The sequence below is a fragment of the Ruegeria sp. AD5 genome, assembly GCF_056542345.1.
The window spans coordinates 943,500-970,208 of sequence record NZ_JBQFZR010000002.1; the positions used below are offsets into that span (position 1 = coordinate 943,500).

Genomic DNA, 26,709 nt, shown 5'->3' on the forward strand with positions numbered 1-26,709 from the left:
TATTTGTCCCTTTTTTCCATGCGCCGACAGGTCTAAGTCAGGGCAACCATTTTGGAGGGACCATGCCGTTCTGGGTTCTCATCTTCTTGATCGCGCTGCTGATCGCGATTTTCCTGGGTTACACGATGCTGCGCGGTCGTCGCGGCACCGGCCCGACAGCTGCTTATGATCTGCGGGTCTATCGTGAACAGCTAGCAGGCGTTGACAAAGACTTGGCGCGCGGCGTGATCGCGAAAGCTGATGCCGAGCGTGTACGCACGGAAATCTCGCGCCGTATCCTGGCCGCAGACGCGCAGATGCGCAATGAAGACAAAGGCACCGGGCCATCACGCTTGGTTACCATAATTGCGTTCCTCGCCATGGCCGCCGTTCTGGTTGGTGGCGGGTTGGCGATGTATCGCCAGTTGGGTGCTGCCGGTTTCCCTGACATGCCCCTTTCAATTCGTCTGGAAATGGCAGAAGACCTGCGCGAAAATCGACCCAGCCAGGCTGAGGCCGAGGGCATTGCCACACCGGTCCAGACGCCTCCGCTGGACGAAAGCTATGCAACTTTGCTGAACCGGCTGCGCGAAACAGTGGCCGAACGCCCCGATGATCTGCAAGGCCATACCCTGCTGGCACAGCATGAAACCAACGCGGGGAACTTCAAAGCAGGGTATGAGGCACAAACCCGTGTGATCGAACTGTCGGGTGACAACGCGTCGGCTCAGGCCTATTCGGATCAGGCAGAGATGATGATTTTGGCCGCTGGCGGCTACGTCTCACCGGAAGCGGAAGCCGCCTTGCGACAGGCGCTTGAGCGCAATCAGCGCTTGGGTCCTGCCCGGTATTATTGGGGGCAGATGCTGGCACAGACCGGGCGGCCTGATATGGCCTATCGCGTTTGGGTCGAAACCCTTAACGACGCCCCGGCTGGCGCCCCATGGGCGAATGCCATCCGGTCACAGATCGATGAATTGGCATTCCGCGCAGGCGTGTTTAACACACCCGACTTTTCTGCTGCATCCGGCCCTAGCCAGGACGATGTAAATGCCGCTGCCGAGATGTCGCCAGAAGAACGACAAGAAATGATCCGCGGCATGGTCGATGGCCTTTCGGACCGCCTTGCGACCGAGGGCGGGACACCCGAGGAGTGGGCACGCCTGATTGCCGCCCTGGGCGTGCTGGGCGAAGGCCAACGCGCCATCAAAATCAGGAACGAAGCCAAGGAAGTATTTGCGGGTAACGCTGAAGCGTTGGAGATGATCGACGCTGCCGCGCTGCAGGCCGGAATCGCTCAATGATCCACGACGCGTTCGAAGACTTCGCAGCATCCCTGCCCCCAATGTCAGCCCTGATGGGGCTGGATCTGGGAGAAAAGACCATCGGCGTTTCCGTCTCGGACCGGATGCGCGGCGTGGCCACCCCGCTTGAGACGGTACGACGCAAGAAATTCACACTGGATTCCGCGCGTTTGATCGAGATTGTGACCGAGCGTGAGATCGGCGGCATTATCCTCGGACTGCCGCGCAACATGGATGGCAGCGAAGGGCCGCGCTGCCAGTCAACCCGCGCCTTCGCACGAAACATGACCCGCTTGACCGATCTGCCCATCGGTTTCTGGGACGAACGACTAAGCACCGTTGCGGCAGAAAAAGCACTGCTTGAGGCGGATACGACACGAAAACGTCGCGGACAGGTTATTGATCACGTAGCGGCAGGTTATATTCTGCAAGGCGCGCTGGACAGACTGCGCTTTCTTTGACGGATCGGAAAACGCCCATGACGAATATGGTTTGGAAACGGGACGAGGTCGAAAGCCCTTGCATCCAAATCTGCGTCGTTCATCCGACCGAACGTATCTGCACCGGCTGCTACCGCACCATTGACGAGATCACGCGCTGGTCAAAGATGGACAGCACCGAACGGGCCGAAATCATGCAGGATCTGCCGGAACGCAAACCCCGTCTGGCAAAGCGCCGTGGTGGCCGTGCCGCCCGGCTGCATGGGTCCTGATCCGCAAGCCTAGTATTTTGGTCTCCGCGTAGGCTTAAGATCACTCAGAGATTCGTGATCCCTCAATTCAGAACCGAACAGTTTAACCAGCTCGTTCTGGGTTGTCGTCTTGGCAGGTCGCGGGCGCAACTCAGCTTCCAACTCATGGCTTTCAGCCTGTTCGGGAGTGTCCTTCGAAAGAATGCGCTTTAGTACTGAGCGAAAAATCATTGCTCTTCCAATATGTAATAAACGACGCGCCACTGCGGGACCGTTCCGAACACCGAGGGGGAAGAGTCCGGAAGCTGTGTTTGAGTGAGTGGTGGCCCACAGCGACGCGAAACAGCTTGTTGCCTCTCCCTCTAAATCCGGGACAGGTAAGGACTTTTTAAGTTATTTGACCGACCAGTCAATAATAGCGCTAACTTAAAGTTGCATTCCGTAACGTCAACGCAAAAAAGAACAATGCCTATGATTACAAGGCATTGTTTCTGAACCATTTTTAGAGCATTTAGCCAGTCGCAAGCCAGGTTTTTGCATTCTCGTATTCCTCAGCCGGGAAATACTGGGTCCGCGTTCCCAGAACATGGCTGGCCATGCGTTGCGCCATTTTTTGCCATGTCTTGTCACCGACAATCGCTGCACGATCCAGCATCCCAATATGACCAGCCGCCAGTCTGAAATGGGCTGCCATTGCAGTCAGACCCTGCCAACCATCGAACTCGCGCAGATCGATCAACAAGCGAAACCCGTCACGTTCGCGCAACAGCGCATCAAGATCGGTTTGAGCCTGACCGTATTCCTGCGAATCCAGTTTGCCCATCAGGCTGATCTGCACGCAAGGTCCGCCCAGATCCGTCACGTGGATCGCCCCGAGAGATTCGCGCATCCAGCGACGCGCTTCCTCCACCTCATCCATTCCAAAAACGTGCACCGGGCAAGGCAGGATCGGGGCAGCCAGGCGGACGCTTGTTTGCACCCATCCCTGGTCCGCCACAACGCCAATCCGGTCGAATCCGCGCCAATGGCTGAGCCCCAACTTGGTATCAGACCATGCGGCACCCAGATCATATCCCTTGAACTCGGACCCAACGATCGCCAGCAGTCGTATTGCGTCGTGCTCTTCCAATGCGGCCTCAATAGCGGGAACAAGCGTGCTCGCGTAATCTGCGCTAGTGACCTCGCCCGAAAGCTCGACCTCAATAAGGGCACCATCTGCATTCGTGTGAACCGTAATCATCGAACCAACTCTCCAAAGCCAAACAATGGCAGGAGGTTACGGGGATTCGAGCCATTGCGCTACACCACCAGGCAACTGAGGGCGGAAATAGGCGATCATCCGTCCATCCGGTCCAGCGCTGGCATTCGGACCCCATGGTGCAACACCATGCAGACAGTGGCGGTGCAACAGATAGGCTTCGCCCGGGCGCGCCGGTAGCTCGAGGCGCGGACAGGTCTCGAACACTTCGCGACGCGCAGCCTGATAGACATCTGTGATATCGGCCTCGCTCAATTCATGCCGCGGCACCTTCTTCATCGCGGCCCGAAAAGCATCGCCGAGGATTTTGTGGCTTCCCTCCCACAGCACCATTGGTGCTGCGTCCACACTGGCCTCGGTAAGTGGGATACCCAATATCCAGGCATGAGGTTCATCCACCCGCCGTCGTCGATCAGGGCCAGCTGGCTTGAGCCCGTCCACATGCGCCGCATCTCGCCGCGCACGATACCGCGCCGCAGCCTCGCTTTCGCCACGCCGGGGTTGAGGGTAGCCCGGATATATTACCGACACCTGCCCTTTGTGCAGATCAATCGATCCAAACTGCTGGTGTGCCAGTTCGATGGCCGCGCCCGCCAGTGCAGGCGAACCCGCGACCCTGCCCTGCGCATCATTGTCCAGTGCATCAACGCCAATGAACCACGTGCCATCGCAATCGTGCCAAGCTGCATGAGCCGGATCGCTGACGGACGCACGCGCAGTGGGAAGAGCGTGCGCCACCCAATCCGCCAACGCTCCATCATAAGGAAACTTTACCCAACCTAGCTCGTAAAACGACGCTACCACCCCAACGCCTTTCTCAGCATATTCAGAGCAACCAGGGTAAGGAATACCGCGAAGACCCGCCTGAGCGGCTTCGGATCTATCGCATGCGCCAGCTTAACGCCCCACGGGGCGGTGATCATAGTCATCGCAACGACGATACCGAAAGCCACCAGATTGACCGCGCCAATGGTCAGCGGCGGGCGATGCTCCGGAGCGATGTTGAGAAACAAAAAACCAAGCACCGACGGTACAGCGATGATCACGCCAAAGCCCGCTGCGGTCGCAACCGCCCGGTGGATCGGAGTGTTATAAAGGCTCATCAATGGAACGCCGAAACTGCCCCCGCCAATTCCCATCAGTACCGACAGAAACCCTACCGAAGGGGAAAGCGCGGCGCGGCGCAATCCTTTGGGCATCGCATCCCCCAACCGCCACTCGGATTTACCCAATCCAAGATAGATGCCGATAACCATACCAAGCATGCCGAACAGCGCCTGCAAAAACTCTGTCCTCAGAGCTGAAGCCACCAGAACACCGATCACCGCACCCACCGCTATGCCTGGCCCCCAGCCGCGCAGGATGCCCCAATCCACCGCGCCTTTCTTGTTATGGCTAAGAACCGATCGGATCGACGTTACAATGATCGTCGCCAGCGAAGTTGCGAGGCATAGCTGCATCAGCTGAGGCCCGCCATATCCAAGTGTCTGAAACGCATAGAAAAACGCGGGCACCAGAACGATTCCACCGCCAACGCCCAAAAGTCCAGCCAACACCCCGGCCAAAGCGCCGATCACAAGCAAAAGGCCCAGCATCTGGGCCAGCAACATCGTCTCGGGCATCATTCCCCCATAGCGGCTCGAAGCCGTCTTAGCCTACCTGTTCCACCTGCGATAGCGCAGCAACAGAGTCCAGAGCCTGCAGGATCACTTCTGGGCCGGCATTCTCGCGCACAGCACCTTCGGAGAGCATCCGCCGCCATCCCCGCGCACCCGGACGCCCCGCGAACAGGCCCAGCATATGCCGCGTGATCTGGTGCAATCGACCACCGTCGACAAGATGCGCCTCGACATAGGGCAGCATATTTTGCACCACTTCAATGGGATCCGCGACGCTGCCCGTTCCAAAGATCAACGGGTCCGCAGCCGCCAAAATATCTGTCGGTTGGTGATAGGCGGCACGACCGATCATGACACCATCAAGCCCATCCTCCAGATGCTGTTGCGCCTGAGCAAGCGACGTAATGCCACCATTGATCGAGATGTGCATGTCCGAAAAATCAGCCTTCACCCGGTGCACAAGACCATAGTCCAACGGTGGAATATCCCTGTTTTCTTTGGGGCTTAACCCCTGCAACCAAGCTTTGCGCGCATGGATCGTCACCCGCTGACAACCGGCCTTGCGAATCTGGTCGAGGAAAGCAGGTAGCACTTCTGAAGGTTCCTGTTCGTCAACACCGATACGGCATTTCACCGTGACTTCGAGCTTCACCGCCTCGCGCATCGCCGCAACGCATTCCGCGACCTTTTCTGGTGCGCGCATCAATACCGCACCGAATGTCCCTGATTGCACACGGTCAGACGGACACCCACAATTCAAGTTGATCTCGTCATATCCGGCTTCCGCGCCCAGCTTGGCCGCCTGCGCCAATTCCTGCGGGTCAGAACCCCCTAGCTGCAACGCAACCGGGTGCTCCTGAGGATTAAAGTCCAGCAGATGCAGTGCGCCGCCGCGCACCAAAGCAGGCGCTGTGACCATTTCAGTATAAAGCAAGGTCTCAGAACTCAGCAAACGATGCAGAAACCGGCAATTCTTGTCGGTCCAATCCATCATCGGTGCAACAGACAGTCTCGCACTTCTACGGATGTCTACAGGTTTCTTATCCGGCATATCTTGCTCATGTCATCGGAACGCAGCTTTCGCCAAGTACCGGGTATACAGAAAGACCTGCAACCGGCAAACCGTTCTTGGGTTTTGGGAGATGGTACCGCCTCCCTGGCTTGAACAGGGGACCTCTGGATCCACAATCCAGCGCTCTAACCAACTGAGCTAAGGCGGCACTTGTGAGGGGCGATTTAGCGAAGGCGTACGGGGATTGCAAGGGGATTAAAGCTGAATTCGCCAGCTTTGTTCGACCAGATCGACACCGAAGGAATGCACCGGCTTGCTGTCGACAAGCTCCCACCCAAACGCACGATACAGCCCGCAAGCGGCGGCGTGACTCTCATGGGTCCACAGCACCATCTGGCGATATCCTGCGTCGCGGGCGAAACCCATGCAGGCGGTCAGTAGCCGCTTGCCCAGCCCCTGTCCACGAGCCTCGGGCAGCAGCAGAAACAACCGCAGCTTGGCGGTTTGATCATCCAGCCTGACACAGAAAATACTACCCAAACGATCCCCGTCGCACTCGGCGATCCAGCCTTGTTCGCAAGTTGGATCATGATCCGCGATGAATCCCGTCAGAATGCGGGCAACCAGTGGGCCGAAACTGTCATCAAACCCTTCGTCACGGGAATAGAGCACGTCATGCTGTTCTACCAGCCACGGCGCATCCTCGGCGCGGAAAGGTCTGAGCGTTGCCGTCTCCATGCCCTATCTGAACCCATAGTCGGCTTGATTCTCAACCCATCGCGCGTTAGCACCAAAGCGCATTTCCCGGAGGCGAACATGAGCATCAATACCGAACGCGATATCGAAGCGAACCTGCAGATCGGCCCCACCGATCATGGTATGGTGCGGCTGTTCATTGAAGGTGCCGGTATTGAGATTCCAATGGATTTCGACCCCGAAGAGGCCGAAGAAATCGCCGAGGAAATCCGCGCCGCAGCCCAAGCCGCGCGCGCCATCAAAAGCTAAACCCTGGGGTCGCGCAAGGCCTGCAACCGACGTGCAGAGTCCATCGCGAATTTCTGAACCATCTTCTTACGCCGCGCCGGGGCCAGCTTGCTTTCTGGCCCCATACGGATGATTTCGGCATCATAGGCATCAGCGATGATCAAGCCTGTTTCCGCAGGTAGAAGCTCGGTCGGGAAATCCGTATCAACCGCCCAAAAGAATCGGTCACACCAGTCAAGATAGCCCTGCCATTTGGAATCCGACTGATAATCGGCGCGGCTGGATTTACACTCGACGACCCATATCTCACCCTTAGGGCCCAGCCCCATCACATCGACACGCAACCCTCGGGTGGGGACAAATTCTTCAATCGAAACATAGCCGTGGGTCAACAAGTGACGCGAAACACCACGGGCCAGCTTCTGTCCAGGCTGCATAATTAGTGTCATTCCGAGAATGTGAACAATTCATGAACAAAAATCAAGCAGCTTGACATAGTACCATTTGGTATCGCAACAATATGAAACCAAATGGTATCTAATAAGAGGTGCCCGATGAATACACAGACCCAAAACGCATTTCGCGCCCTGGCGGACCCGACCCGCCGCGACATCGTTCAGATGCTGGCAGCGCAGGATATGACGATCGCTCAACTAACCGAGCGTTTCGACATGACCCGTGCCGCCGTCAAAAAGCATCTGACCGTTTTGTCCGACGGAGGATTGATCACGGTCGAAGCTCGTGGACGCGAACGCATCAATCGCCTTGAACCCAAAGGAATGGCTCCGGTTCTGGACTGGCTCAGCTACTTCGACCGGTTCTGGGATGATCGCCTCGCAAATCTGAAGAAAGCTATCGAAGGGAATAAGAAATGACAGACGCAGTTTTGCAGAAAACAATCTTTCTCCGCGCTACACCAGAAATCGTTTGGGACTATTTGACTGATCCCGACCGGCTGGCCGAGTGGTTTCACAAACCCGAACGTCCCCTTGCTGCTGGACAAAAGCTTGAGATGTTCGGGACGACCAGTGGCGACCTTCTGATTTGGGGTGAAGTGCGTGTAGCGAGACGTCCAGAGTATCTTGAATATACATTCACCATTAAACCGATGGGCGGCGCCGAAAGTGTGGTTAAGTGGACGCTGGAACCCGTCACCGGCGGCACACGCCTTGGACTGCTGCACGAGGGCTTACCTCAAGGGGCCGACGCCTTTGGCCTGATCCTTTCGCTGGATGACGGATGGGATGAACATTTCGGCAAGATGCGCACCGCATTGCACGAAACTGTTGATGCTTAACCCCTTGTGCGAACCTGCTTCAGGCCCTACTTAGGCCCGTGGCGGGTTCTGCCCTTCTTGTGACAGGTAGCATTCTGGTGGCCTTAAGCAATTCCGAGGGGGCTGGCTCTGTTCAGGTCCTGGCCTGATTACCTGGCGCCCACCTGTACATACAGGTCCTCGGGAATCAAACCGCACGGTTGACTGGTGGTCCCGCCACATATTTACCTAATAAATCAGCGCCCTGCGCGCACTTCCTGTTTGATCGGCGCAGGCTTCAAACCATGAGCAATCGGTGTTCCACCACGTGGTTTGTTCGGCTTCTCAGCCATGCTCATGATCGCATAGGCGAACTGCACACCCGCAAAGACGATCCCGTTCATGAACCAGATCATCACCAAGGCGATCAGACCAATTTCCGAACTGGTGATTAGATGCCGTAGATTGGCCACGTTGAGCGCCAGCAGCACCCCGACAAAGACGGCCGAGATCACAAAGCCCCAGATGACTTGCGTAATGTAGAGACGGACCAGTTTGGGCATGGCGAACCTCCTTGCGCTGTGATGGTGAGTCTAGCGCATGCTGGGTCGCGGTAAAGGCGTCAGAACGCCTCGGGCTGGGCTTCGCGCGCCATGTGATCCAGCACAGCGTTCACGAATTTGGGCTCTTTGCCTTCCGGGAAGAACGCACGTGCGACATCGACGAATTCGGTGATCACGACCTTTGGCGGCGTGTCGCTCTGGGTCAACTCAGCCCCGGCCGCGCGAAACACAGCGCGCAGGGTCGGATCGATGCGCGCAATGGGCCATTTGGCGACCAATGCACGATCGGTCATCTGGTCGATGGTGGCCTGATAGTTCACGGCGTCATCCACCAACTTACGGAAGACACTGATATCGCCATCCAGCATCTCATCCCCCTCGTAGACCGCGCCAAACCGATGATCCAGAAACTCATTCACAACCTGTTCAGTCGTCTGGCCCGACTGCTCCATCTGGAACAGCGCCTGCACGGCATAAAGCCGGGCGGCGGATTTCATCAGGCGTTTCTGGTTGGCCGGTTTCGGCGCGTCTGTCTGGGTCATGCTGTCGTGGGTCCGTTGCTGTCGCCCGCCACAAGGATGGACTCGGACGGTGGCTTGAAGCCCACGCCCTTTTTGGAAGAGCCCCACTTACGGCTGAGCGCGATCAGATGCAAGGCCGCAGCCGCCGCTCCACCGCCTTTATTCATCTTTTCGGGGTTTGCACGTACCTCGGCCTGTTCGTCGTTTTCGACAGTCAAGATGCCATTGCCGATCAGCAGGCCCTGCAGGCCCATCAACTGGATTGCACGGCTAGAATCGTTGCAGACGGTTTCATAATGCGTCGTCTCGCCCCGAATGACACAGCCCAACGCGACATAGCCGTCGTAGTTGCACTGACGGTCGGCCATGGCGATTGTGGTCGGGATTTCCAGCGCACCGGGCACTTCGACCACGTCGCAGGTTCCGCCTGCGGCCTCGATCTCGGCCTTGGCACCAGCGACCATGTTGTCAGCGATGGCACGGTAGAACGGAGCCACCACCAGCAGCAGTTTCACCGGCTTGTCGAAGCTGGGAGTCGGCAGAATGCCATGTTTGTCTTTTTCAGCCATTATCAATCTTCCTTGAGGATCGAGCGGGTGCCGACGATTGACAGTCCAAACGCGTCGAGCCCCAGATATACGGTTTCAGGCGAGTCTGTCAGCAACACCAGTTCCTGAATACCCATCTTGGACAGGATCTGCGCACCCAGACCGGTTTGCTTGATCGTGCGCGGGCCTTCGTCGTCTGCGGCATACAGCGAATTTCGCGGCTGACGGAAAAGGCAAACGACGCCGCGCCCCTCTTCGGCGATCTTTTCCATCGCGCGGGGCAGCTCTCGTGACGATTTCGGGCCGAGACCCAGAATATCGGGCGCTTCATGCAGGGCGTGGGTCCGCGTCAGGACTGGTTCGGGTGTAGTGATGTCGCCCTTGATCATGACAACGTGTTCAATACCGTGGGTCTGGTCGGTGAAAATCCGCATCTCCCATTCGCCACCGTATTCGGAATTCACTATCTCGCGCGAAGTTTCGACCACCAGATTGTCGTTACGCGAGCGATAGGCGATCAGATCACTGATCGTGCCGATCTTCATTTCATGCTCTTTGGCGAAGGCGACCAGATCAGGCAGGCGCGCCATTGTGCCATCGGGCTTCATGATCTCGCAGATCACGCCCGAGGGGTTCAGCCCGGCCAGACGCGAGATATCAACGGCGGCCTCGGTGTGCCCTGCACGCACCAATACACCGCCCCTTTTGGCGCGCAGGGGGAAGACATGGCCTGGGGTCGCTATGTGAGCCATAGTGTTTTGCTCATTGATTGCCGTCGCCACAGTCAGCGCGCGATCAGCGGCCGATATTCCCGTCGAAACTCCCTCGCGGGCTTCTATCGACACGGTGAAGGCTGTCTCATGACGCGACGAGTTGTTCACCGCCATCATCGGCAGGCCCAGACTGTCGATCCGTTCCGCCGTCATCGGCAGGCAGATCAACCCGCGCCCATGGGTCGCCATGAAATTGATCGCCTCCGCGTCAGCGAACTCGGCCGCGATCACCAGATCACCCTCATTCTCGCGGTCCTCATGATCCACAAGAATGTACATCCGGCCCTTTCGGGCCTCGTCGATGATTTCCTCGATCGGACTGATCGCCTCGCGCAATTGGGCCTCTACCGGTCCGGGGGTTTCAAAACTCATAGGGCAGCCTCTCGCACAACGGGTTTGAATGGCGGGATAGACCAGAGTGGACGCAAAGACCAGACCTCTGAGCCAACTGAGCGTGGGGCGATCTGATATTATTGCAAGTCTTGTTGTGTTGAAATGTTGCGATGGATTGGCTCATGATGTGACCCAAAGTTTTGCTCCAAAACTCAGCGCGTGTGCATCTCTTTTATTGTCTGCAATTCTCGAACGTTCGGATCATTTCTGGGCACTTTGTCTATAAATTGCCTCATTCAGGCCTCGGGATCGCCCAAGCTTTATCTCAGTGAGAATGCAGCATTGCATTGAACGCATGAGATACAATGGCCTTGTTATACTCGACTGATTTACCCCAACAAACTTCCTTTTTTACAGGTGTCCTGCGACGGAATAGGCTGCTTCTTTCTATCGTGGCACTACACGTCGCTGCTGGGTTCGCCGTAAGCTTCTACACTGGAAATTCTTTCTGGGCTTCCACAGCACCAAGAATCCTAAGTGTGTTCACCACGTTGTCGGCATTTATTGCGGCAAACTACTTTTTGTGGCGATTGTCCGTGGCAATTTTCAAGGTCAAGCCCGATAAGCCAATTCACTGGATGCTTTCAGACATGCGCTCGACACTTTCAGATCGGATCAAAACCTCTGATGCGATCATTGGTTTTCTTAGCATCATGCCCCTGATTGTCACATTTACATATCTTAAAGGCGAGATACCGAACGTTGCCTCCTACTCGTGGGATCCGATTTTTGTCGAGTTAGACAGAGCGCTCCATGGCGGCCAAGATGTATGGACGCTGCTCTGGCCAGTATTGGGATCGCCCTATGTCACCACTGCAATCAATGCGGCATACAATGCATGGTTTGTCTTTATCTATATGGCAGTTTGCCTTGCCTGTATCGACCGCCGAGACCCGGTTCGCAGCACCGTTTTTTTGGTAGCCTTCGCGCTATGCTGGGCAATTGGCGGCAATCTCCTTGCGATGGCATTCGCTTCGGTAGGGCCAGTCTATTACGAAGTTTTCGGATTCGGGGACACATTTACCGAGCAGGTCGCGCTGCTTAATCAATCACATCAAATTAGTCCTGTCTGGGCGCTGGAATGGCATCAACTCTTGCTCGACGGTCATTTCAATAATGGACCCGTTCGTGGTATATCGGCGATGCCCAGCATGCATGTCGGCACCAGCGTATTGCTGGCGTTGTATGGTTTCACTTACTCACGCTGGCTGGGTTGGGCCATGACGGCCTTTACCGCGATCATCATGCTTGGGTCGATCCATCTTGCCTGGCATTATGCGGTCGACGGCTATGCTTCGATCATACTTGCGCTTGCCCTGTGGTGGCTGTCCAAGAGGCTGACGGCCAAATTTGGACCTTCCACCTGAAAGTCAGGACATCTCGGCCAGTCGCGCGACGTATCGGGCCAGAGTATCGATCTCAAGGTTCACGCGATCACCATCCGAGACGTCACCCCATGTGGTGACCTCTTTGGTGTGAGGAATGAAGTTGATACCAAAGTCACACCCGTCCACATCATTAACCGTCAGCGATGTGCCGTTCAGTGCAACGGACCCTTTCGGAGCGATAAACCGGGCCAGATTGGCAGGCGCCCGCAATGTCACCCGCGTGCTGTCACCCTCGTCTATCACAGAGACCACCTCTGCCACGCCATCCACGTGGCCCGAGACGATGTGCCCTCCCAATTCATCCCCGACTTTCAAGGCACGTTCCAGATTGACGCGCTTGCCCACCTGCCAACTGTCCAGATTGGTTTTCGAAACCGTCTCAGCGCTGATCTGCACATCATACCAATCATCGCCCAACGCGATGACGGTTAGGCAGACGCCGTCACTTGCGATTGAAGCGCCAATATCAATGCCCGCCGTTTCATAGCTTGTCTTGATCCGTGCCCGCAGGTCTCCCTGCTGGTCCAGTTCGGTAACGGTGCCAATATCGGTGACGATCCCTGTGAACATGTCATTAACCCTCTGAACCTAGCTTCAATAGCCGAGGTAAAGGCACGCAGCTCTACCGGCAAGCCCTGCCTTGCCGTGAAAACGACAAAGAGGCATAATTTTATACAAACGCACCAAAAGTCACCACACGAGCAGACCGCATGATCCCTTTGGCCAACAGCCCTAACCGGCGTGTGTTCCTGTTTCTACAAGGACCGCATGGTCCGTTCTTTAACGCGCTTGGTCGGATGCTGCGGGCTGCGGGTGCTCAGGTCTGGCGGGTCGGCTTCAACGCGGGCGATCAGGCTTTCTGGGGCGACAAATCCAGCTATATTCCGTATCGCGGTGCGCCCGACGACTGGCCGGAAACCTTCAGCGACTTGCTCGCCCACCATGGTGTGACCGATATCGTGCTCTATGGCGACACCCGGCCCGTGCATGCACGCGCAGTTGAGATTGCCAAAGCACGCGGGACCACTGTTCATGTGTTTGAAGAAGGCTACCTGCGCCCTTGGTGGGTGACCTATGAACGAAACGGGTCGAACGGAAACTCACGCCTGATGGAACTGGATGTGGCGCAGATGCAGACGGCGCTGGAACAGTCCGAAGGGCACGCCCCCCCACCGCCTTCCCATTGGGGCGATATGCGCCAGCACATCTTTTACGGTGCCCTCTATCACTGGTTCGTGCTGTTTCTGAATCGCAGATACCGGAATTTCCGACCCCATCGAGAGCTGCCGGTCTCGAAAGAGTTTCGTCTATACTTCAAACGCCTAACACTGATGCCCATTCACAGGTTACAGCGAGTCTGGGCCACGGCTCAGGTCAGGTGGAGCGGTTTTCCCTATCACCTTGTGCTGTTGCAATTGGGGCATGACAGCTCGGTCCAATATCACTCGGATTTTTCCGGTATGTCCGATTTTCTCGAACAAGTGATCGCCGGATTCGCCAAAGGCGCCCCTGCGCATCACCACCTTGTCATCAAGGAACATCCGCTTGAGAACCACCGTGAACCGCTGCGGCTGCGGGCGCGCCAGCTTGCAGCACAGCACGGCATCACAAACCGAATTCACTATGTGCCCGGTGGTAAGCTGGCCAGGCTGCTAGACGATGCAAAATCCGCCGTGACGGTGAATTCCACGGCAGGCCAGCAGGTTCTGTGGCGCGGCATTCCTTTGCGGATTTTTGGGCAGTCGATTTATGACAAGCCCGAATTCGTATCTCGGCAATCGATTGAGGCATTCTTTGCCCAGCCAGATGCCCCGGGCGGCAAGGCCTATCGGGCTTATCGCCAATTTCTTCTGGAAACCTGCCAAGTCCCCGGGGGGTTCTATTCTCGCCAAGGGCGTCGTCAATTGCTGCGGCGAGCGGCTGATATGATGCTATCGGCTCAGGACCCCTATCAAGGGTTGCTCTCCGATAAAGAGGCCACAGCGCCACAGTTGCGCGTTGTTGAATGATCGCGGGCAACCTGCTGCTGGATGTTTCGAAGCGATGCGGGTAACCTTCCCAAAACAAAGATGATTGAGGTAAATCGGCTGTGCAGCGCTTTCCTACCCGATGGATCCGGGGGGTTTCCCTTGTGGCGGCCCTTGGCCTGCTGGCAGCATGCCAGCTTCCCAAATCCGGACCGAACAAAAACGAAATTCTAGCCGGGTCGGTCGAAAACGGGGGTAACGCCTTTGTGGTTGAGGTCGACGACCGTGTTGCGCGGGCCACATCGGTGATTCCGCAATACGGGTTCTCGAAATCCTTCCGCAGCGCGCAAAGCGTCGCATCCGATACCGTACGCCCCGGCGATATTCTGAGCCTCAGCATCTGGGAAAATGTCGAGGATGGGTTGCTAAGTTCCGCAGTCGGTGGCGCCACCGTTCTGGATCAGGTGCAGGTCGACAGCGAAGGTTACATATTTGTCCCTTATGCCGGGCGGCTGCGTGCGGCGGGCAATACGCCCGAACAGCTCCGCACGTTGATTTCCTCGAAGCTGGAAGAACAGACTCCGGATCCGCAAGTCCAAGTGTCGCGTACCCCGGGCGATGGGTCGACCGTTTCTCTGACCGGAACTATCGGCGCGCCGGGAATCTATCCGATTGAGCGACCGACTGGCTCGTTGTCGACCATGCTCGCGCAAGCAGGCGGGGTGGCAGTTGCATCCGATATCGCATTGGTCACTGTGATCAGGGGCAAGCAAAGAGGAACCATCTGGTACGACGATCTGTTCCGCAACCCGGAAACCGATATCGCCCTGCGCGGCGGCGATCGCATTCTGGTCGAACAGGACAGCCGCTCATACATCGCGCTGGGTTCGACCGGCGGGCAATCCCGCGTGGCCTTTGAAAGTCAGGACCTATCCGCCCTTGAGGCGCTGGCACAGGTCGGAGGCCTACAGCCGCTATCCTCAGACCCGACCGGTATTTTTGTTCTGCGTGAGGAACGGCAGGATGTGGCGCGCAATGTCATGGGACGTCCCGAGCTACAGGGTGATCAGCGCATGATCTATCTGCTGAACCTGACCGCGCCCAATGGCCTGTTCATCGCCCGCGATTTCGTGATCCGAGACGATGACACGATATACGTCACCGAGGCCCCATATGCACAGTGGAGCAAATCTGTCTCACTGATTGCCGGAGGTCTGACGCCATTTGCGAATGTGGCGACGCTTACGGGTAACTGATGAATGCTCTCTGAACCGGAGAACACGGCCGGGGGCGAACGCTCCCGGCTTTTTGTTTACAACGGTGGGTTCCTGACACAGTCGCGGCTGCGTCGTATATTGTCTCTGGCCGGGTATGACATCCGGCTTGGTCTGCCACAGCCAGACGATCTGGTCGGGGTCTGGGGCAACAGCCCGACAGCCCATCGGGGCATGGGTATCGCGCAGAAACGCGATGTGCCCGTCCTGAGGGTCGAAGACGCGTTCCTGCGGTCTCTGCACCCTGGACGAAGCGGTGAGGCACCCATGGGTCTGTTGTTGGATCGATCGGGTCTGCATTTTGATCCGAGTGTGCCTTCGGATCTGGAAACTCTGTTAGCCACGCATCCGCTGGATGACACCGCCCTGCTGGATCGCGCGCGAGGCGCAATCGCGCGCATCCGAGAGCTGCATCTGAGCAAATACTCGGCCTTTGACCTTGATCTGACGCCTCCCGATCCTGGCTACGTTCTAGTGATCGACCAGACGCAGGGAGATGCTGCCGTCACCGCAAGCAACGGCGACTATGCACGGTTCCGCGAGATGCTGGTAATCGCGCAAGAGGAAAACCCCGGCGCGCGCATCCTCATCAAAGGCCACCCCGAAACCACGGCAGGCCACCGCAAGGGATACTTTTCCGATCAGGATCTGAGTGACAGAATATCGATCCTCAACAGCCCCATCAGTCCATGGTCGCTGCTTGAAGGGGCCATCGGGGTTTACACGCTGTCCTCGCAGATGGGATTTGAGGCGATATTGGCCGGGCACAAACCTCGCGTGTTCGGGCAACCATTCTACGCTGGGTGGGGGCTGACGCAAGATGATGCACCCCTGCTCCGTCGCCAACGGAATCTTACGCGGGCGCAGCTTTTTGCAGCTGCGATGATCTTGTATCCGCGTTGGTATGATCCCTACCATGATCGCCTGTGCGAATTGGAATGCGTGCTCGATACGCTTGAGGCGCAAACCCGGGCCTGGCGGCAGGACCACAAAGGCTGGACCGCCTCCGGGATGCGGGTATGGAAACGCCGCCACCTGCAACGCATTTTCGGCCAGCACCATAAGGTGCGTTTCGTGGCCGAGCAGCCAGAGAACACCAAACAACCCCATATGGTCTGGGCCAGCCGGGCCGGTGAGACGCTGAATGCAACCCGGATTGAGGATGGCTTTTTACGATCCCGTGGGTTGGGCGCGGAGCTGGTTCCACCGCTGTCGCTGGTGACCGATGATATCGGCATCTACTACGATCCAACGCATCCCAGCCGCCTGGAAGAATGGATCACCACGCGCGAAACCTTGCGCCCTGATCAGAGGCTCCGCGCCGAGCGGCTGACAGCCCGGCTGCTGACCGAGGGCCTAAGCAAGTACAACATCGGCCACCCCGCCCCGGACCTACCGATGGGGCATCGTATTCTGGTGCCAGGTCAGGTAGAAGATGACGCCTCGATCCGGCTGGGAGCAAGCAATATCCGCACCAATCTGGACCTGCTGCGCGCGGCGCGCGAGGCCAATCCCTACGCGGTTTTGATCTATAAACCGCACCCGGATGTCGAAGCTGGTCTGCGCGACGGCAAGATCGAAACCGATCTGGCCGATGTCATTGTAGAAGGCACCGATCCTGCCACCCTGCTTGGACAGGTGGATGAGGTCTGGACTATGACCTCTCTGCTGGGGTTCGAGGCTTTGCTGCGTGGCGTCCGGGTCACCACTCTCGGTGCGCCGTTCTATGCCGGTTGGGGGCTGACGAATGATCTGGGGGCGGTGCCTGCGCGACGTGGCGCGCGGCCTTCGTTGATGGGATTGGTGCACGCAACGCTGATCGACTACCCGCGCTATCTCGATCCGGTGACAGGACAGAACTGCCCCGTCGAAATCGCGGTCGAACGGCTTGCGCAAGGTACGCCATCCCCTACCGGACCCGTAAATCGCATCTTGTCCAAATTTCAGGGCGCACTGGCGACGCATGCGCATTGGTGGCGCTGAAGGCTAGTGCGTCACGCGCGCCCAGCGATGTAGGATATCGCCGCCAACGACCTGTGTTTCGATCAGATCAAATCGGGGGGCAGTATCCAGAGTATCAAGCCTCAGTGCGCCGATCGCGGACAGACCTTCGGCCCCGATGGTCAGCCCCGCTGTAAAACCGACCAACTCATCGACCAGATCGCCCTTTAGCAAAGATGCAGCCAATGCTGATCCGCCTTCGCAAAAGACACGCGTCAATCCGGCCTGCCCAAGCTGTTGCAACAGATCAGCCGCATCCACGTGATGACCATCCAGCGCACAAGGGATCAGACGGGCACCCAACCCCTCCCACGCACGCGCACGCTCGGGGTCTGGGTGGGGGCCGTGACAGAGCCAGACAGGGATATCGGACGCGGTTCGCGCAAGTTGCCCCATCAAGGGCAAATCCAGATGGCGCGAGACCACCACGCGCACCGGCTGATGCTGCACGCCGAGATCACGAACCGTCAGCGACGGGTCATCGGCGCGCGCTGTCCCTGCCCCAACCATCACCGCATCGTGGCGCGCACGCATCGCATGCACCGCGCGGCGAGCATTTAGACCTGTGATCCACTGACTGTGCCCGGTTTCCGTGGCAATCCGTCCATCAAAGCTGCTGGCCATTTTCAAAGTCACAAACGGGCGGCCTTGCTCGGTTTTCAGAAAAAACCCTGCGTGATCGCGGGCCGCCTGTTCCGCCAGAACGCCGGTGGTGACCTCAATCCCGGCCTCGCGCAACATGGCAAACCCTTGCCCAGCGACCCGAGGATCGCTGTCTTCGATCGCCGAGACCACACGGGTAACACCGGCCGCAATCAACGCTTCGGCACAGGGCGGCGTCTTTCCGTAGTGTGAACAGGGTTCAAGCGAGACATAAGCGGTGGCACCTCGCGCGGCCTTACCCGCCTGCGTCAGAGCCATAGGTTCTGCATGCGGACGACCCCCGGGCTGCGTCCAGCCGCGACCAACGATGCGTCCATCGCGCACGACGACACACCCGACGGACGGATTCGGCCAGCAGGTGCCTTGGCCGCGCCGCCCCAATGATAGGGCCAGCGCCATATATCGCTTATCTGTATCGCTCACTCATCCGTCGAAGGTTGCGGCGGGCGCAACTCGTGGACAAACTCCTCGAAATCATCGGCCGCCTGGAAATTCTTGTACACACTCGCAAAGCGAACATATGCGACCGTATCAATCCGGGCCAGCGCTTCCATTACAATTTCACCGATTTTATTCGAAGGGATATCGGTTTCCCCCATACTTTCAAGACGGCGCACGATACCGGAGATCATCTGATCAATCCGATCGGGATCAATGGGCCGCTTCTGCATCGAAATACGGATCGAGCGTTCCAGCTTGTCGCGGTCGAAGTCTTCGCGCTTACCGTTGGTTTTGATGACGACCAGATCACGCAGTTGCACGCGTTCATAGGTGGTGAACCGTCCGCCGCAGGCCGGGCAGAACCGCCGTCTACGGATCGCGACGTGATCCTCTGCCGGGCGTGAATCTTTGACCTGAGTATCGATATTTCCGCAAAACGGGCAGCGCATCCGCCGTCTCCTCGTCCCTAGCTGGCCACTTTTTGTAAGCGCTGCGGCTTACTTATCCACAACTATAGGACAGCCTCTAGAGTTTGGGTAGTCGGAATTTTCCACCCCAATATAAAGCGTCACCCAAAATGCGCAGCGACCTTTCTTTCATGCGGCGCGTTGCGGTGTTCAAACAGATATATCCCCTGCCATGTGCCCAGCGCAGGTACCCCATCTGACACCGGTATCGACAGCGAAACAGGCATCATCGCGGCCTTGATATGGGCTGGCAAGTCGTCCGGCCCCTCATAGGTGTGGCGCAGATAAGCCATCGACGGATGATCCGATTGCGGCACCAGCCGATCAAAGAATGCGCGCAGATCAGTCTGCACCTCGGGGTCGGCGTTTTCCTGAATAAGCAGCGAACAAGAAGTGTGGCGCACAAAGAGCGTCAGCAAACCGTCCGAAACCGGCCTCAGCCAACTGCGCACAGGGGCGGTAATCTCATAGAGCCCCACGCCCTGTGTCTGGATCGAGAATTCTGTCTGCATCGCAGGTCAATTGATAAACGGACGGACGCCGCACCGTGCATTTGCGCCCTGTACCGACATGCTGTCACCCGGCTGGAACCCGGCTGTGACCGAAAAGCTGCCTTTCTGCGGGACATTGGCGGGTTGTTTCAGTGTGAACTGTACCGCCGTCCGGCGTCCCGTTGTCACGCTGGGGCCATAGCCGCGCAGAACGTAGATTTGTTGCTGCCACCCAGCACCCAATTTCCGGCGGGCAAAATCAGCAGCGGCGCACCAATATCCATCAGTATCCTGACGTGTCCTTGGAATGACCTCGAAGTCTGTGCCGCTCATCGGTTCTGTTCGATAACCGTTCGGCGCTGCATCGACAACGCCCGCAGAGCTGGTCATAAGCAGTGCTGCAAATGCGCAAAGTATTGTCTGTTTCATCGTGACCATCTTCCTGTTTCCATGTGAAATATAGACTAGTGCGTCGCCATCGTCAGCAAAGCGAACTAACGATCATGTCAGCTTGACCCACGTGGTTCGTGAACAGGCTCTAACCATCCCTGATAGCGGATCAGGTGTCCCAATCCCGGTGCTGTCGCCGAAATGTCAAAGCGAAACCTCAATTGTGCGTCCTCAGCCTCGGTCGATCCGGAACGTGGCAAAAGAAACCCCGGACACGGAATGCCAAATAAAGCGAGGCGGCGGATCTCAATGGTCAGCCCCTTATCAGTTCGCACCGGCTGCAACCATATTGTCAGCCCGCCGATCTGTTCCCGCACCATGCCACACAGCGGACCAAAAGTGATCCGTGAACGCGTTTTGTGGCCTGCGAAATCCCGTTCCCATTGCCAATATGCGCCGGGCTTTCGGATCGTAAGGGTGACCGGCAAATCTTCGCCCGCAGGTGGAAATCGCCCGATGCGAAGTGCCAGAGCGACCAAAACGCCTCGGCCACGCTGAATGCTGCATCGACCAGAGTAGCGACCTTCCCCGCTGTGCAAATCCCTGACCAATCCAGGCACAGCTTCATCTATACCCAGCGCCTGCAGGAATGGATCACGATCAGAATCCATCTTGGGCAAACCGCGATCGGAGAGAAGGATCAGGAACTAGGCACTCATCCCGCCGCCCAAATAGCGCATATCTGTTACGGGCAATCATCCGGTACAGCGGGTTCTTCAGAAACCTCGGCAGGTATCGACACAAGGACAATACCCGCCACGGAACATATAATGCATGCATCGCAGCGGCAAATGCGTCGAGATTTTGGTGCACCTTTCCTTTGACGATCACCAAATTGGTTTCAAATTCGTCTGTCGGCAGGTTCAGGAGAGTATAAAGCTGCTGCCCAAGCGGTGACTGCGCAGTTGCAAATAGAAATTTCTGATCTCGATCATGGCGCAACATGAAGTGAAAAAACCCTGAACACAGCACGCATTCACCGTCGAAGACGATCAAATCTGTATCGATGGAAAGATCATCAGCCACGAGAGATCAAGAAATAACAAAAGGTTCCCCGTGATGCTGTCACGTCGAATGCGCCGCAGCAATGCGACATGACTGACCAGAAGAATGAGAGGGGCGTGCCGGGGAACCCGTTGAAACGGCTTGGTGGACCGCTCGCTCAGGCTCTGACCTTTTCCCCAAAAGGCGCTGACCCGACAACACCGGTCATGTAGCTATTGGCCAAGGCTACGGACATGGCCATTTCTGCCATATCTTTGTGAGTTGCGGTCAATTCCTGGGTATCAGCACCGAGGCTGGCGCATTGCCACGGTTTGCCGCTAGGGTAACGGTATTACAGTAACGCGTTTTTTGGGCTGGGTGATGGACGTCGACATTTCACGCATTCAATTGCTGACACGGACCCTTGAGGATCACGCAAGCGCGACCGTGGTGGAACAGGTCCTGAGTGACTGCGCATTGACCCGCAGCGATATTGAACCGCCTGCCAAAAGGTACAGCGCCCACAAAGAAGCGCTGTTTGTCCGACACGCCTGCGATGCACTTGGCGATATCACCTTTGGGGCACGGGCGGGTCTGGAATTCAGTTCTTCTTCCAGCATTACGGCCTATATCAGCAAGTACTCTCGTGATCTGAAGCAGGTGATCGAGAATACGGCGCGGTTTCATGGCATTATCGACCCGGCCCTGGCCTTCAATCTGCGCCTTTCAGGTAACGCTGCCTCGCTTGAGGCCGATTGGAAAGACCCGAGCTTTTCCCGCTATCATCGGCGGACCGAGTTCCTGCTGTTTGGCGCGATCGCCCGGATGCGGGCGTTGACTCAGTTGAATCTGAATCCGATTGAGATACGGTTTCAGCACACAGTTGGGCAACACCAAGCCACCTACCAGAAGATCGGAGGTTTCCCAGTTACCTTCGGGGCCGAACGCTTGGAAATCATCTTGTCGCTGCCCTCGCTGGAAACACCGATCCCAACTTACGACCCTAGCCTGCGCGCGCATTTGGTTGAATTTGGCGAACGCCTGCTGGCCGAAAGACAGTCGCCAAGACAGAAAACCCGAACACAGATCGAAGGGTTGATCACAGATGCGATGCCGGGGGGAATCGTACAGGTGGACGACGCCGCCTCCCAGCTCGGCCTAAGCCCTCGAACATTGACTCGCCGCCTAGCTGATGAAGGCACTTCATATCGTGAGATTGTTGAAGATTTACGATGTGACCTGGCGCAGACCTTTATCAAGAACGGTATGCATCTGTCCGAAATCTCGTATTCGCTCGGTTATTCCGATCAGGCTGCGTTTTCCACCGCCTTCAAACGTTGGACGGGTCAGGCCCCGACTGCTTTTCGCAAACGTGTCTCTCATCCGCTTTCATGAAGCTACAACGTGGCCGGGGGTCATCAGCCCAATCACCTCGCCCCGGCCTGTCCATGAGTGGACAGCGGCGATATAAAGATGGCATCGCCGGACTCCTTGCGAATTCCCGCCAATTTGATTTGAAGTTCAGTCATTGTGAGCGGGCGAAAGAAAAAAGCGCCTCGGGATGAGGCGCCTTTCGATTTACTGATCTAGGAAGGACCGCAATTTACGCGACCTACTCGGGTGTTTCAGCTTACGCAGCGCCTTCGCCTCGATCTGGCGGATACGTTCGCGCGTCACGCTGAACTGCTGACCGACCTCTTCCAGCGTGTGGTCGGTGTTCATGCCGATGCCAAAGCGCATCCGCAGAACCCGCTCTTCACGCGGGGTGAGAGAGGCCAGAACCCGTGTGGTGGTTTCCTTGAGGTTTTCCTGAATGGCGCTGTCCAGTGGCAGCACGGCATTCTTGTCTTCGATGAAATCGCCCAGCTGGCTGTCTTCCTCGTCACCGATTGGTGTCTCAAGGCTGATCGGCTCCTTGGCGATTTTCATCACCTTGCGCACCTTCTCAAGCGGCATTTGCAGCTTTTCGGCCAGTTCTTCCGGCGTTGGCTCGCGGCCGATTTCGTGCAGCATCTGACGACCTGTCCGGACCAGCTTGTTGATCGTTTCGATCATATGCACCGGGATACGGATCGTGCGCGCCTGATCCGCGATCGAACGCGTGATCGCCTGACGGATCCACCAGGTCGCATAGGTCGAGAACTTATAGCCCCGGCGGTATTCGAACTTGTCCACCGCCTTCATCAGGCCGATGTTACCTTCCTGAATAAGATCAAGGAATTGCAGGCCGCGGTTCGTGTACTTTTTGGCAATCGAGATCACCAGACGCAGGTTGGCCTCGACCATTTCCTTCTTGGCTTGCCGCGCCTCTTTCTCACCCTTCTGAACCTGCTGCACGATGCGGCGGAATTCAGGGATATCGAGACCGACATATTGCCCGACTTGGGCCATGTCGTTGCGCAGTTCCTCAACCTTTTCGGTCGAGCGTTCGATGAACATCTGCCAGCCCCGGCCCGGCTTCTCAGCCATTTCAGCCAACCAGTTCGGATCCAGCTCGCGCCCACGATAAGCATCAATGAACTCGCGACGGTTGATGCGAGCCTGGTCAGCCAGTTTCACCATCGAGCTGTCCAGTGACATAATCCGGCGATTGATGCCATAAAGCTGGTCGATCAGAGCTTCGATCCGGTTGTTGTGCAGGTGAAGACCATTCACCAGTTCAACAATCTCAGCGCGCAGCTTCTGATAGGTTTCTTCGTCCTTCGCGCTGAAAGTGCCATCCTCATTCAGCGTCGCAGAAATCCGGCTGTCCTGCATTTCGGACAGCATAGCGAAGTCGGTCGAGATGCGTTCCAGCGTGGTAAGAACCTGATCCTTCAGCGCTGCTTCCATCGCGGCCAGGGACATGTTGGCCTGATCGTCGTCATCATCGTCATCATCATTGGCAATCGGGTTGCCGTCAGCGTCAAGCTCCGGCCCCTCATCCTTGGCAGGCTTGGCCGCCTGCACCGATGAGGTATCGACAACCGGCTCTTCAACCTCGCCGTCTTCATCCATCTGGTTGCCGAAAGTGGTTTCCAGATCGATGACGTCCCGCAGCAGAATGTCTTCGGACAAAAGTTCGTCATGCCAGATGGTGATCGCTTGGAAGGTCAGCGGGCTTTCGCACAGACCAGCGATCATGGTGTTCCGACCGGCTTCGATCCGCTTGGCGATAGCAATCTCGCCCTCGCGGCTCAGCAGTTCGACTGAACCCATCTCGCGCAGATACATGCGTACGGGGTCATCGGTGCGATCCAGCTTTTCGGTTGCAGCACCAGCCAGCGCAACCTCGCGCGGACCTTCGGTGGTGACCAGTTCGGTCGAGCCTTTGTTTTCTTCTTCTTCGGCTTCTTCATCTTCGATGATGTTGATGCCCATCTCGGACAGCATCGACATAACATCTTCGATCTGTTCCGAGCTGACCTGATCAGGCGGCAGAACCTGATTGAGCTGGTCGTAGGTGATGTAACCTTTCTCGCGAGCCTCGGCGATCATCTTCTTGACCTGGGCCTGGCTCATGTCCAGCGAGATTTCCTGTTCCTGCTCGTCGGATTTGCGGTCTTCGTTCGTATCCTTGGCGGCCATTCAATGCTCCTGCAGGGATGGGTGATTCGTTTGAACCGAATCATTAGCGCGTAGAAGTGATTCGGCCACCCGTTTACCCGTTTTTCTTTTCCAGTGCCTTACGAAAACACCACTTCATCGATGTTTCCGTTCGAATTTGATGCCAGACGTGATGGCCTCAAACGCGTCTTTCTCATCGCGGTTGATTCGCGCACCATTGTCGGCGATGTCGAAAACGGCCCTGTCTTCGTTCTGGCTGCGGCTTGTACGGTTGCGCTCTTCGGCGGCTTGCGCCAGCCGATATGTCAGCGCCTCATCGGCCAGATCAGACAATTCCTCTGCCGCTTCGGCAATCTCAGCATCCAACCCCTGGAGCGCTTTGATCTTTGCGAGTTCCTCGGCCAGCGTCATCTCGGCCTTTTCAACGTCGCCCGGTTTGTACACACAGGGGATCACTGCGACATGGCGAAGGGCCAGCAGGTTTTCAAGGGGTTCCGGTCCCAAAGTTTGCATGATGTGATCCTGCAGATTGTCCGGATCGTCGATGGCATGGCGCAGGATTGCTCCCCGCAAGGCCGCATGATCAGGGTCGTGGCAATCCATTTCTTCCAGCTGAGTTTCGAATTGCACGACAACTTGTGGATTCAGGATGGCAATCGCGAGAATTGCCGCTTCGCGCAGTTGAATATCCGCATTCTCAGCCGAGGCCAGAAATGACGCCCGTGCGCCTGGCGTGGCAGGCTGTGCCTGCGGCTGCCATTTTCCGCGCGGTTGCCACGGGCGATTTTGCGATTGTCGCTGTGGGCGAAACAATTGCCAGCGCAGGTCCTTAATTTCCTGCCCGTAGTGCGATCGGATCGAGGGGTCGCGGATCAGCTTGATCTTCTCTCGCAGGGATTTATCCAGCGCCGCTTTGCGTTCGGGGCTGTCAAAGACCTTGCCTTCCGTCTCGCGTTGCCAGAGCAGTTTGACCATCGGGATTGCAGCATCCAGCACACCCTGCACCGCCCCCGAACCTTCGGCGCGCAGCAAATCGTCGGGATCCTTGCCTTCGGGCATCAAGGCAAAACGCAAGGATTTGCCCGCTTCCAGCAACGGCAGTGCCAAATCGACCGCTCGCATCGCCGCACGCAGCCCTGCCGTATCGCCATCCAAAGCGATGATCGGCTCGTCAGAGATGCGCCAAAGTAGTTGCAACTGATGCTCGGTAATCGCAGTCCCCAATGGCGCAACCGACGCGCCAAACCCGGCCTCAGCCAAAGCGATCACGTCCATATAGCCCTCGGCCACAACCAAAGGCTGCCCCTTGCCTGCCGCCTGTCGTGCGGGGCCATGGTTGTAGAGGCTGCGGCCTTTGTCGAACAGATCGGTCTCGGGCGAGTTCAGGTATTTGGCGTTGTCATTGGGATCCATCGCCCGGCCACCAAACGCAATGCACCGCCCGCGCGGGTCGCGGATCGGGTACATGATGCGGTTGCGGAACGTATCATAGGGTTTCTTACCTTTGTTCGACGGCTTGGCCAGCCCGGCCCCAAGGATCAGGTCCTCGGAGACACTCTTACCGGTTAGATGATCCCACAGAGCCTGCCAGCCCTCGGGTGCGAAACCGATTTCCCAACGGTCCAGCGCCTTCGCGTCAAGACCGCGACGTGTCAAATAATCACGTGCCGCCGCCCCTGCCCCAGTCTTGAGTTGCAAACGAAAGAACTGCACAGCCTGTTCCATCACCTCGGCCAGCTGTGAACGGCGGTCCTGCTTTTCCTGCGCCTTGGGATCACGCGCGGGCATCGGCATCCCGGCCTCGCGCGCCAGAATTTCCACGGCTTCTATGAAAGAGACATTCTCGGTCTCTTTCACAAAACTGATCGCGTCCCCTTTGGCGTGGCAGCCAAAGCAATAATAGAATCCCTTTTGGTCATCGACGTGGAACGAGGCGGTCTTTTCGTGATGAAAGGGGCAAGGCGCCCACATATCCCCCTTGCCCTGATTGGATTTGCGCTGGTCCCACATGACCTTACGCCCAACAACCTGAGACAGGCTGAGGCGCGTGCGCAGTTCATCCAGAAATCCGGGGGGCAAAGACATGGGTCAAACCTGCCAGAAATGAAAACGCGCGCCAAGGGGATGGCGCGCGGTT

At 57.2% G+C, this 26,709-nt stretch carries 31 protein-coding genes and 1 tRNA gene; 12 read left to right on the plus strand and 20 right to left on the minus strand.

The window, feature by feature from the left end; translation table 11 throughout:
* The first annotated feature begins 62 nt into the window (after positions 1 to 62).
* The 3 genes from ccmI to ACR0JG_RS13270 are packed head-to-tail and all read left to right on the plus strand — an operon-like array spanning position 63 to position 1,995.
* Positions 63 to 1,283 (plus strand): c-type cytochrome biogenesis protein CcmI, encoded by a 1,221-nt coding sequence (ccmI, locus tag ACR0JG_RS13260; protein ID WP_480561328.1) that lies wholly within the window; start codon positions 63 to 65, stop codon positions 1,281 to 1,283.
* Positions 1,280 to 1,744 (plus strand): Holliday junction resolvase RuvX, encoded by a 465-nt coding sequence (gene ruvX / locus ACR0JG_RS13265; RefSeq protein ID WP_170403288.1) that lies wholly within the window; start codon positions 1,280 to 1,282, stop codon positions 1,742 to 1,744. The genes ccmI and ruvX overlap by 4 nt, the downstream gene beginning before the upstream one ends.
* Before the next feature lie 17 nt (positions 1,745 to 1,761).
* A complete protein-coding gene (locus ACR0JG_RS13270; protein ID WP_170663723.1) occupies positions 1,762 to 1,995 on the plus strand; it encodes a DUF1289 domain-containing protein in 234 nt (77 codons plus the stop codon).
* Between the two features lie 490 nt (positions 1,996 to 2,485).
* Here the strand turns inward: ACR0JG_RS13270 and ACR0JG_RS13275 are convergent, their stop codons facing one another.
* The 6 genes from ACR0JG_RS13275 to ACR0JG_RS13300 all read right to left on the minus strand — a co-directional run bounded on the left by ACR0JG_RS13275 (position 2,486) and on the right by ACR0JG_RS13300 (position 6,601).
* Entirely contained in the window at positions 2,486 to 3,214 is a 729-nt protein-coding gene (locus tag ACR0JG_RS13275) for a SpoIIAA family protein (protein WP_170396335.1), read from the minus strand.
* Positions 3,215 to 3,250: 36 nt separating this feature from the next.
* On the minus strand, positions 3,251 to 4,036 hold the full coding sequence (locus ACR0JG_RS13280) for a hypothetical protein (RefSeq protein WP_170612435.1): 786 nt from the start codon (positions 4,034 to 4,036) through the stop codon (positions 3,251 to 3,253).
* Entirely contained in the window at positions 4,030 to 4,854 is an 825-nt protein-coding gene (locus ACR0JG_RS13285) for a sulfite exporter TauE/SafE family protein (RefSeq protein ID WP_480570323.1), read from the minus strand. Before ACR0JG_RS13285 ends, ACR0JG_RS13280 begins: the two co-directional genes overlap by 7 nt.
* 28 nt (positions 4,855 to 4,882) lie before the next feature.
* Positions 4,883 to 5,902, minus strand: coding sequence for a tRNA dihydrouridine(20/20a) synthase DusA (dusA, locus tag ACR0JG_RS13290; RefSeq protein ID WP_480570326.1), 1,020 nt, complete (start codon positions 5,900 to 5,902; stop codon positions 4,883 to 4,885).
* Positions 5,903 to 5,994: 92 nt separating this feature from the next.
* A tRNA-His gene (locus tag ACR0JG_RS13295) sits at positions 5,995 to 6,071 on the minus strand.
* Positions 6,072 to 6,118: 47 nt separating this feature from the next.
* Positions 6,119 to 6,601 carry an N-acetyltransferase family protein gene (locus ACR0JG_RS13300; protein WP_480570329.1) on the minus strand — a complete coding sequence of 161 codons (483 nt, stop codon included), beginning with the start codon at positions 6,599 to 6,601 and terminating at the stop codon, positions 6,119 to 6,121.
* A gap of 78 nt (positions 6,602 to 6,679) precedes the next feature.
* Between ACR0JG_RS13300 and ACR0JG_RS13305 the strand changes: the two genes are divergently transcribed.
* Positions 6,680 to 6,868: a DUF6324 family protein gene (locus tag ACR0JG_RS13305; RefSeq protein WP_170396325.1), complete on the plus strand. Its 189-nt coding sequence runs from the start codon at positions 6,680 to 6,682 to the stop codon at positions 6,866 to 6,868.
* Here ACR0JG_RS13305 and ACR0JG_RS13310 read toward each other — a convergent pair.
* The gene (locus ACR0JG_RS13310) at positions 6,865 to 7,296 is read right to left on the minus strand and encodes an MmcB family DNA repair protein (RefSeq protein WP_170396323.1); all 432 of its coding nucleotides are present in this window, start codon (positions 7,294 to 7,296) and stop codon (positions 6,865 to 6,867) included. The genes ACR0JG_RS13305 and ACR0JG_RS13310 overlap by 4 nt on opposite strands.
* A 105-nt stretch (positions 7,297 to 7,401) precedes the next feature.
* On the opposite strand from ACR0JG_RS13310, the gene ACR0JG_RS13315 reads away from it, so the two are divergent.
* The gene (locus ACR0JG_RS13315; RefSeq protein WP_170396321.1) at positions 7,402 to 7,722 is read left to right on the plus strand and encodes a metalloregulator ArsR/SmtB family transcription factor; all 321 of its coding nucleotides are present in this window, start codon (positions 7,402 to 7,404) and stop codon (positions 7,720 to 7,722) included.
* On the plus strand, positions 7,719 to 8,144 hold the full coding sequence (locus ACR0JG_RS13320) for an SRPBCC family protein (RefSeq protein WP_480570332.1): 426 nt from the start codon (positions 7,719 to 7,721) through the stop codon (positions 8,142 to 8,144). The genes ACR0JG_RS13315 and ACR0JG_RS13320 overlap by 4 nt, the downstream gene beginning before the upstream one ends.
* 215 nt (positions 8,145 to 8,359) lie before the next feature.
* On the opposite strand, the gene ACR0JG_RS13325 is transcribed toward ACR0JG_RS13320, so the two are convergent.
* Genes ACR0JG_RS13325 through ribB form a run of 4 tightly spaced genes read right to left on the minus strand, consistent with a single transcriptional unit; the run spans position 8,360 to position 10,879 of the window.
* On the minus strand, positions 8,360 to 8,665 hold the full coding sequence (locus ACR0JG_RS13325; RefSeq protein ID WP_480570335.1) for a hypothetical protein: 306 nt from the start codon (positions 8,663 to 8,665) through the stop codon (positions 8,360 to 8,362).
* A 59-nt stretch (positions 8,666 to 8,724) separates the two neighbouring features.
* Positions 8,725 to 9,207 carry a transcription antitermination factor NusB gene (gene nusB / locus ACR0JG_RS13330; RefSeq protein WP_170396315.1) on the minus strand — a complete coding sequence of 161 codons (483 nt, stop codon included), beginning with the start codon at positions 9,205 to 9,207 and terminating at the stop codon, positions 8,725 to 8,727.
* Complete coding sequence (locus tag ACR0JG_RS13335; protein WP_170396313.1) at positions 9,204 to 9,755, minus strand: 6,7-dimethyl-8-ribityllumazine synthase; 552 nt, start codon at positions 9,753 to 9,755, stop codon at positions 9,204 to 9,206. Before ACR0JG_RS13335 ends, nusB begins: the two co-directional genes overlap by 4 nt.
* 2 nt (positions 9,756 to 9,757) lie before the next feature.
* Entirely contained in the window at positions 9,758 to 10,879 is a 1,122-nt protein-coding gene (gene ribB, locus ACR0JG_RS13340; protein ID WP_480570338.1) for a 3,4-dihydroxy-2-butanone-4-phosphate synthase, read from the minus strand.
* A gap of 413 nt (positions 10,880 to 11,292) precedes the next feature.
* Between ribB and ACR0JG_RS13345 the strand changes: the two genes are divergently transcribed.
* Positions 11,293 to 12,267, plus strand: coding sequence for a phosphatase PAP2 family protein (locus ACR0JG_RS13345; protein WP_480570342.1), 975 nt, complete (start codon positions 11,293 to 11,295; stop codon positions 12,265 to 12,267).
* A gap of 3 nt (positions 12,268 to 12,270) precedes the next feature.
* On the opposite strand, the gene ACR0JG_RS13350 is transcribed toward ACR0JG_RS13345, so the two are convergent.
* Positions 12,271 to 12,858 (minus strand): riboflavin synthase, encoded by a 588-nt coding sequence (locus ACR0JG_RS13350; protein ID WP_480570345.1) that lies wholly within the window; start codon positions 12,856 to 12,858, stop codon positions 12,271 to 12,273.
* Between the two features lie 140 nt (positions 12,859 to 12,998).
* On the opposite strand from ACR0JG_RS13350, the gene ACR0JG_RS13355 reads away from it, so the two are divergent.
* The 3 genes from ACR0JG_RS13355 (at position 12,999) to ACR0JG_RS13365 (ending at position 17,512) form a co-directional block, all read left to right on the plus strand.
* Positions 12,999 to 14,297 carry a capsule biosynthesis protein gene (locus ACR0JG_RS13355; RefSeq protein ID WP_480570348.1) on the plus strand — a complete coding sequence of 433 codons (1,299 nt, stop codon included), beginning with the start codon at positions 12,999 to 13,001 and terminating at the stop codon, positions 14,295 to 14,297.
* 80 nt (positions 14,298 to 14,377) lie between these two features.
* Positions 14,378 to 15,511, plus strand: a complete 1,134-nt coding sequence (locus ACR0JG_RS13360; RefSeq protein ID WP_480570351.1) for a polysaccharide biosynthesis/export family protein — start codon at positions 14,378 to 14,380, stop codon at positions 15,509 to 15,511.
* Positions 15,512 to 15,514: 3 nt separating this feature from the next.
* Positions 15,515 to 17,512, plus strand: a complete 1,998-nt coding sequence (locus tag ACR0JG_RS13365; protein WP_480570354.1) for a capsular polysaccharide biosynthesis protein — start codon at positions 15,515 to 15,517, stop codon at positions 17,510 to 17,512.
* 3 nt (positions 17,513 to 17,515) lie between these two features.
* On the opposite strand, the gene ribD is transcribed toward ACR0JG_RS13365, so the two are convergent.
* The 6 genes from ribD to ACR0JG_RS13395 all read right to left on the minus strand — a co-directional run bounded on the left by ribD (position 17,516) and on the right by ACR0JG_RS13395 (position 21,068).
* Positions 17,516 to 18,616 (minus strand): bifunctional diaminohydroxyphosphoribosylaminopyrimidine deaminase/5-amino-6-(5-phosphoribosylamino)uracil reductase RibD, encoded by a 1,101-nt coding sequence (gene ribD, locus ACR0JG_RS13370; RefSeq protein WP_480570357.1) that lies wholly within the window; start codon positions 18,614 to 18,616, stop codon positions 17,516 to 17,518.
* Complete coding sequence (gene nrdR / locus ACR0JG_RS13375) at positions 18,613 to 19,083, minus strand: transcriptional regulator NrdR (RefSeq protein ID WP_039534475.1); 471 nt, start codon at positions 19,081 to 19,083, stop codon at positions 18,613 to 18,615. Before nrdR ends, ribD begins: the two co-directional genes overlap by 4 nt.
* A gap of 119 nt (positions 19,084 to 19,202) precedes the next feature.
* Positions 19,203 to 19,613, minus strand: a complete 411-nt coding sequence (locus ACR0JG_RS13380; RefSeq protein WP_480570360.1) for a secondary thiamine-phosphate synthase enzyme YjbQ — start codon at positions 19,611 to 19,613, stop codon at positions 19,203 to 19,205.
* Positions 19,614 to 19,619: 6 nt separating this feature from the next.
* A complete protein-coding gene (locus ACR0JG_RS13385) occupies positions 19,620 to 20,021 on the minus strand; it encodes a hypothetical protein (RefSeq protein ID WP_255612048.1) in 402 nt (133 codons plus the stop codon).
* A 77-nt stretch (positions 20,022 to 20,098) separates the two neighbouring features.
* Positions 20,099 to 20,653, minus strand: a complete 555-nt coding sequence (locus ACR0JG_RS13390) for a DUF4166 domain-containing protein (RefSeq protein ID WP_480570364.1) — start codon at positions 20,651 to 20,653, stop codon at positions 20,099 to 20,101.
* Positions 20,643 to 21,068: a DCC1-like thiol-disulfide oxidoreductase family protein gene (locus ACR0JG_RS13395; RefSeq protein ID WP_170403336.1), complete on the minus strand. Its 426-nt coding sequence runs from the start codon at positions 21,066 to 21,068 to the stop codon at positions 20,643 to 20,645. The genes ACR0JG_RS13390 and ACR0JG_RS13395 overlap by 11 nt, the downstream gene beginning before the upstream one ends.
* A 68-nt stretch (positions 21,069 to 21,136) precedes the next feature.
* On the opposite strand from ACR0JG_RS13395, the gene ACR0JG_RS13400 reads away from it, so the two are divergent.
* Positions 21,137 to 21,259: a hypothetical protein gene (locus ACR0JG_RS13400; protein ID WP_255612047.1), complete on the plus strand. Its 123-nt coding sequence runs from the start codon at positions 21,137 to 21,139 to the stop codon at positions 21,257 to 21,259.
* A gap of 148 nt (positions 21,260 to 21,407) precedes the next feature.
* Positions 21,408 to 22,421, plus strand: a complete 1,014-nt coding sequence (locus tag ACR0JG_RS13405) for a helix-turn-helix domain-containing protein (RefSeq protein ID WP_480570368.1) — start codon at positions 21,408 to 21,410, stop codon at positions 22,419 to 22,421.
* Between the two features lie 183 nt (positions 22,422 to 22,604).
* Here the strand turns inward: ACR0JG_RS13405 and rpoD are convergent, their stop codons facing one another.
* A complete protein-coding gene (gene rpoD / locus ACR0JG_RS13410; RefSeq protein WP_170396291.1) occupies positions 22,605 to 24,593 on the minus strand; it encodes an RNA polymerase sigma factor RpoD in 1,989 nt (662 codons plus the stop codon).
* 114 nt (positions 24,594 to 24,707) lie between these two features.
* Positions 24,708 to 26,657, minus strand: coding sequence for a DNA primase (gene dnaG, locus ACR0JG_RS13415; protein ID WP_170635276.1), 1,950 nt, complete (start codon positions 26,655 to 26,657; stop codon positions 24,708 to 24,710).
* Positions 26,658 to 26,709 lie beyond the last annotated feature (52 nt).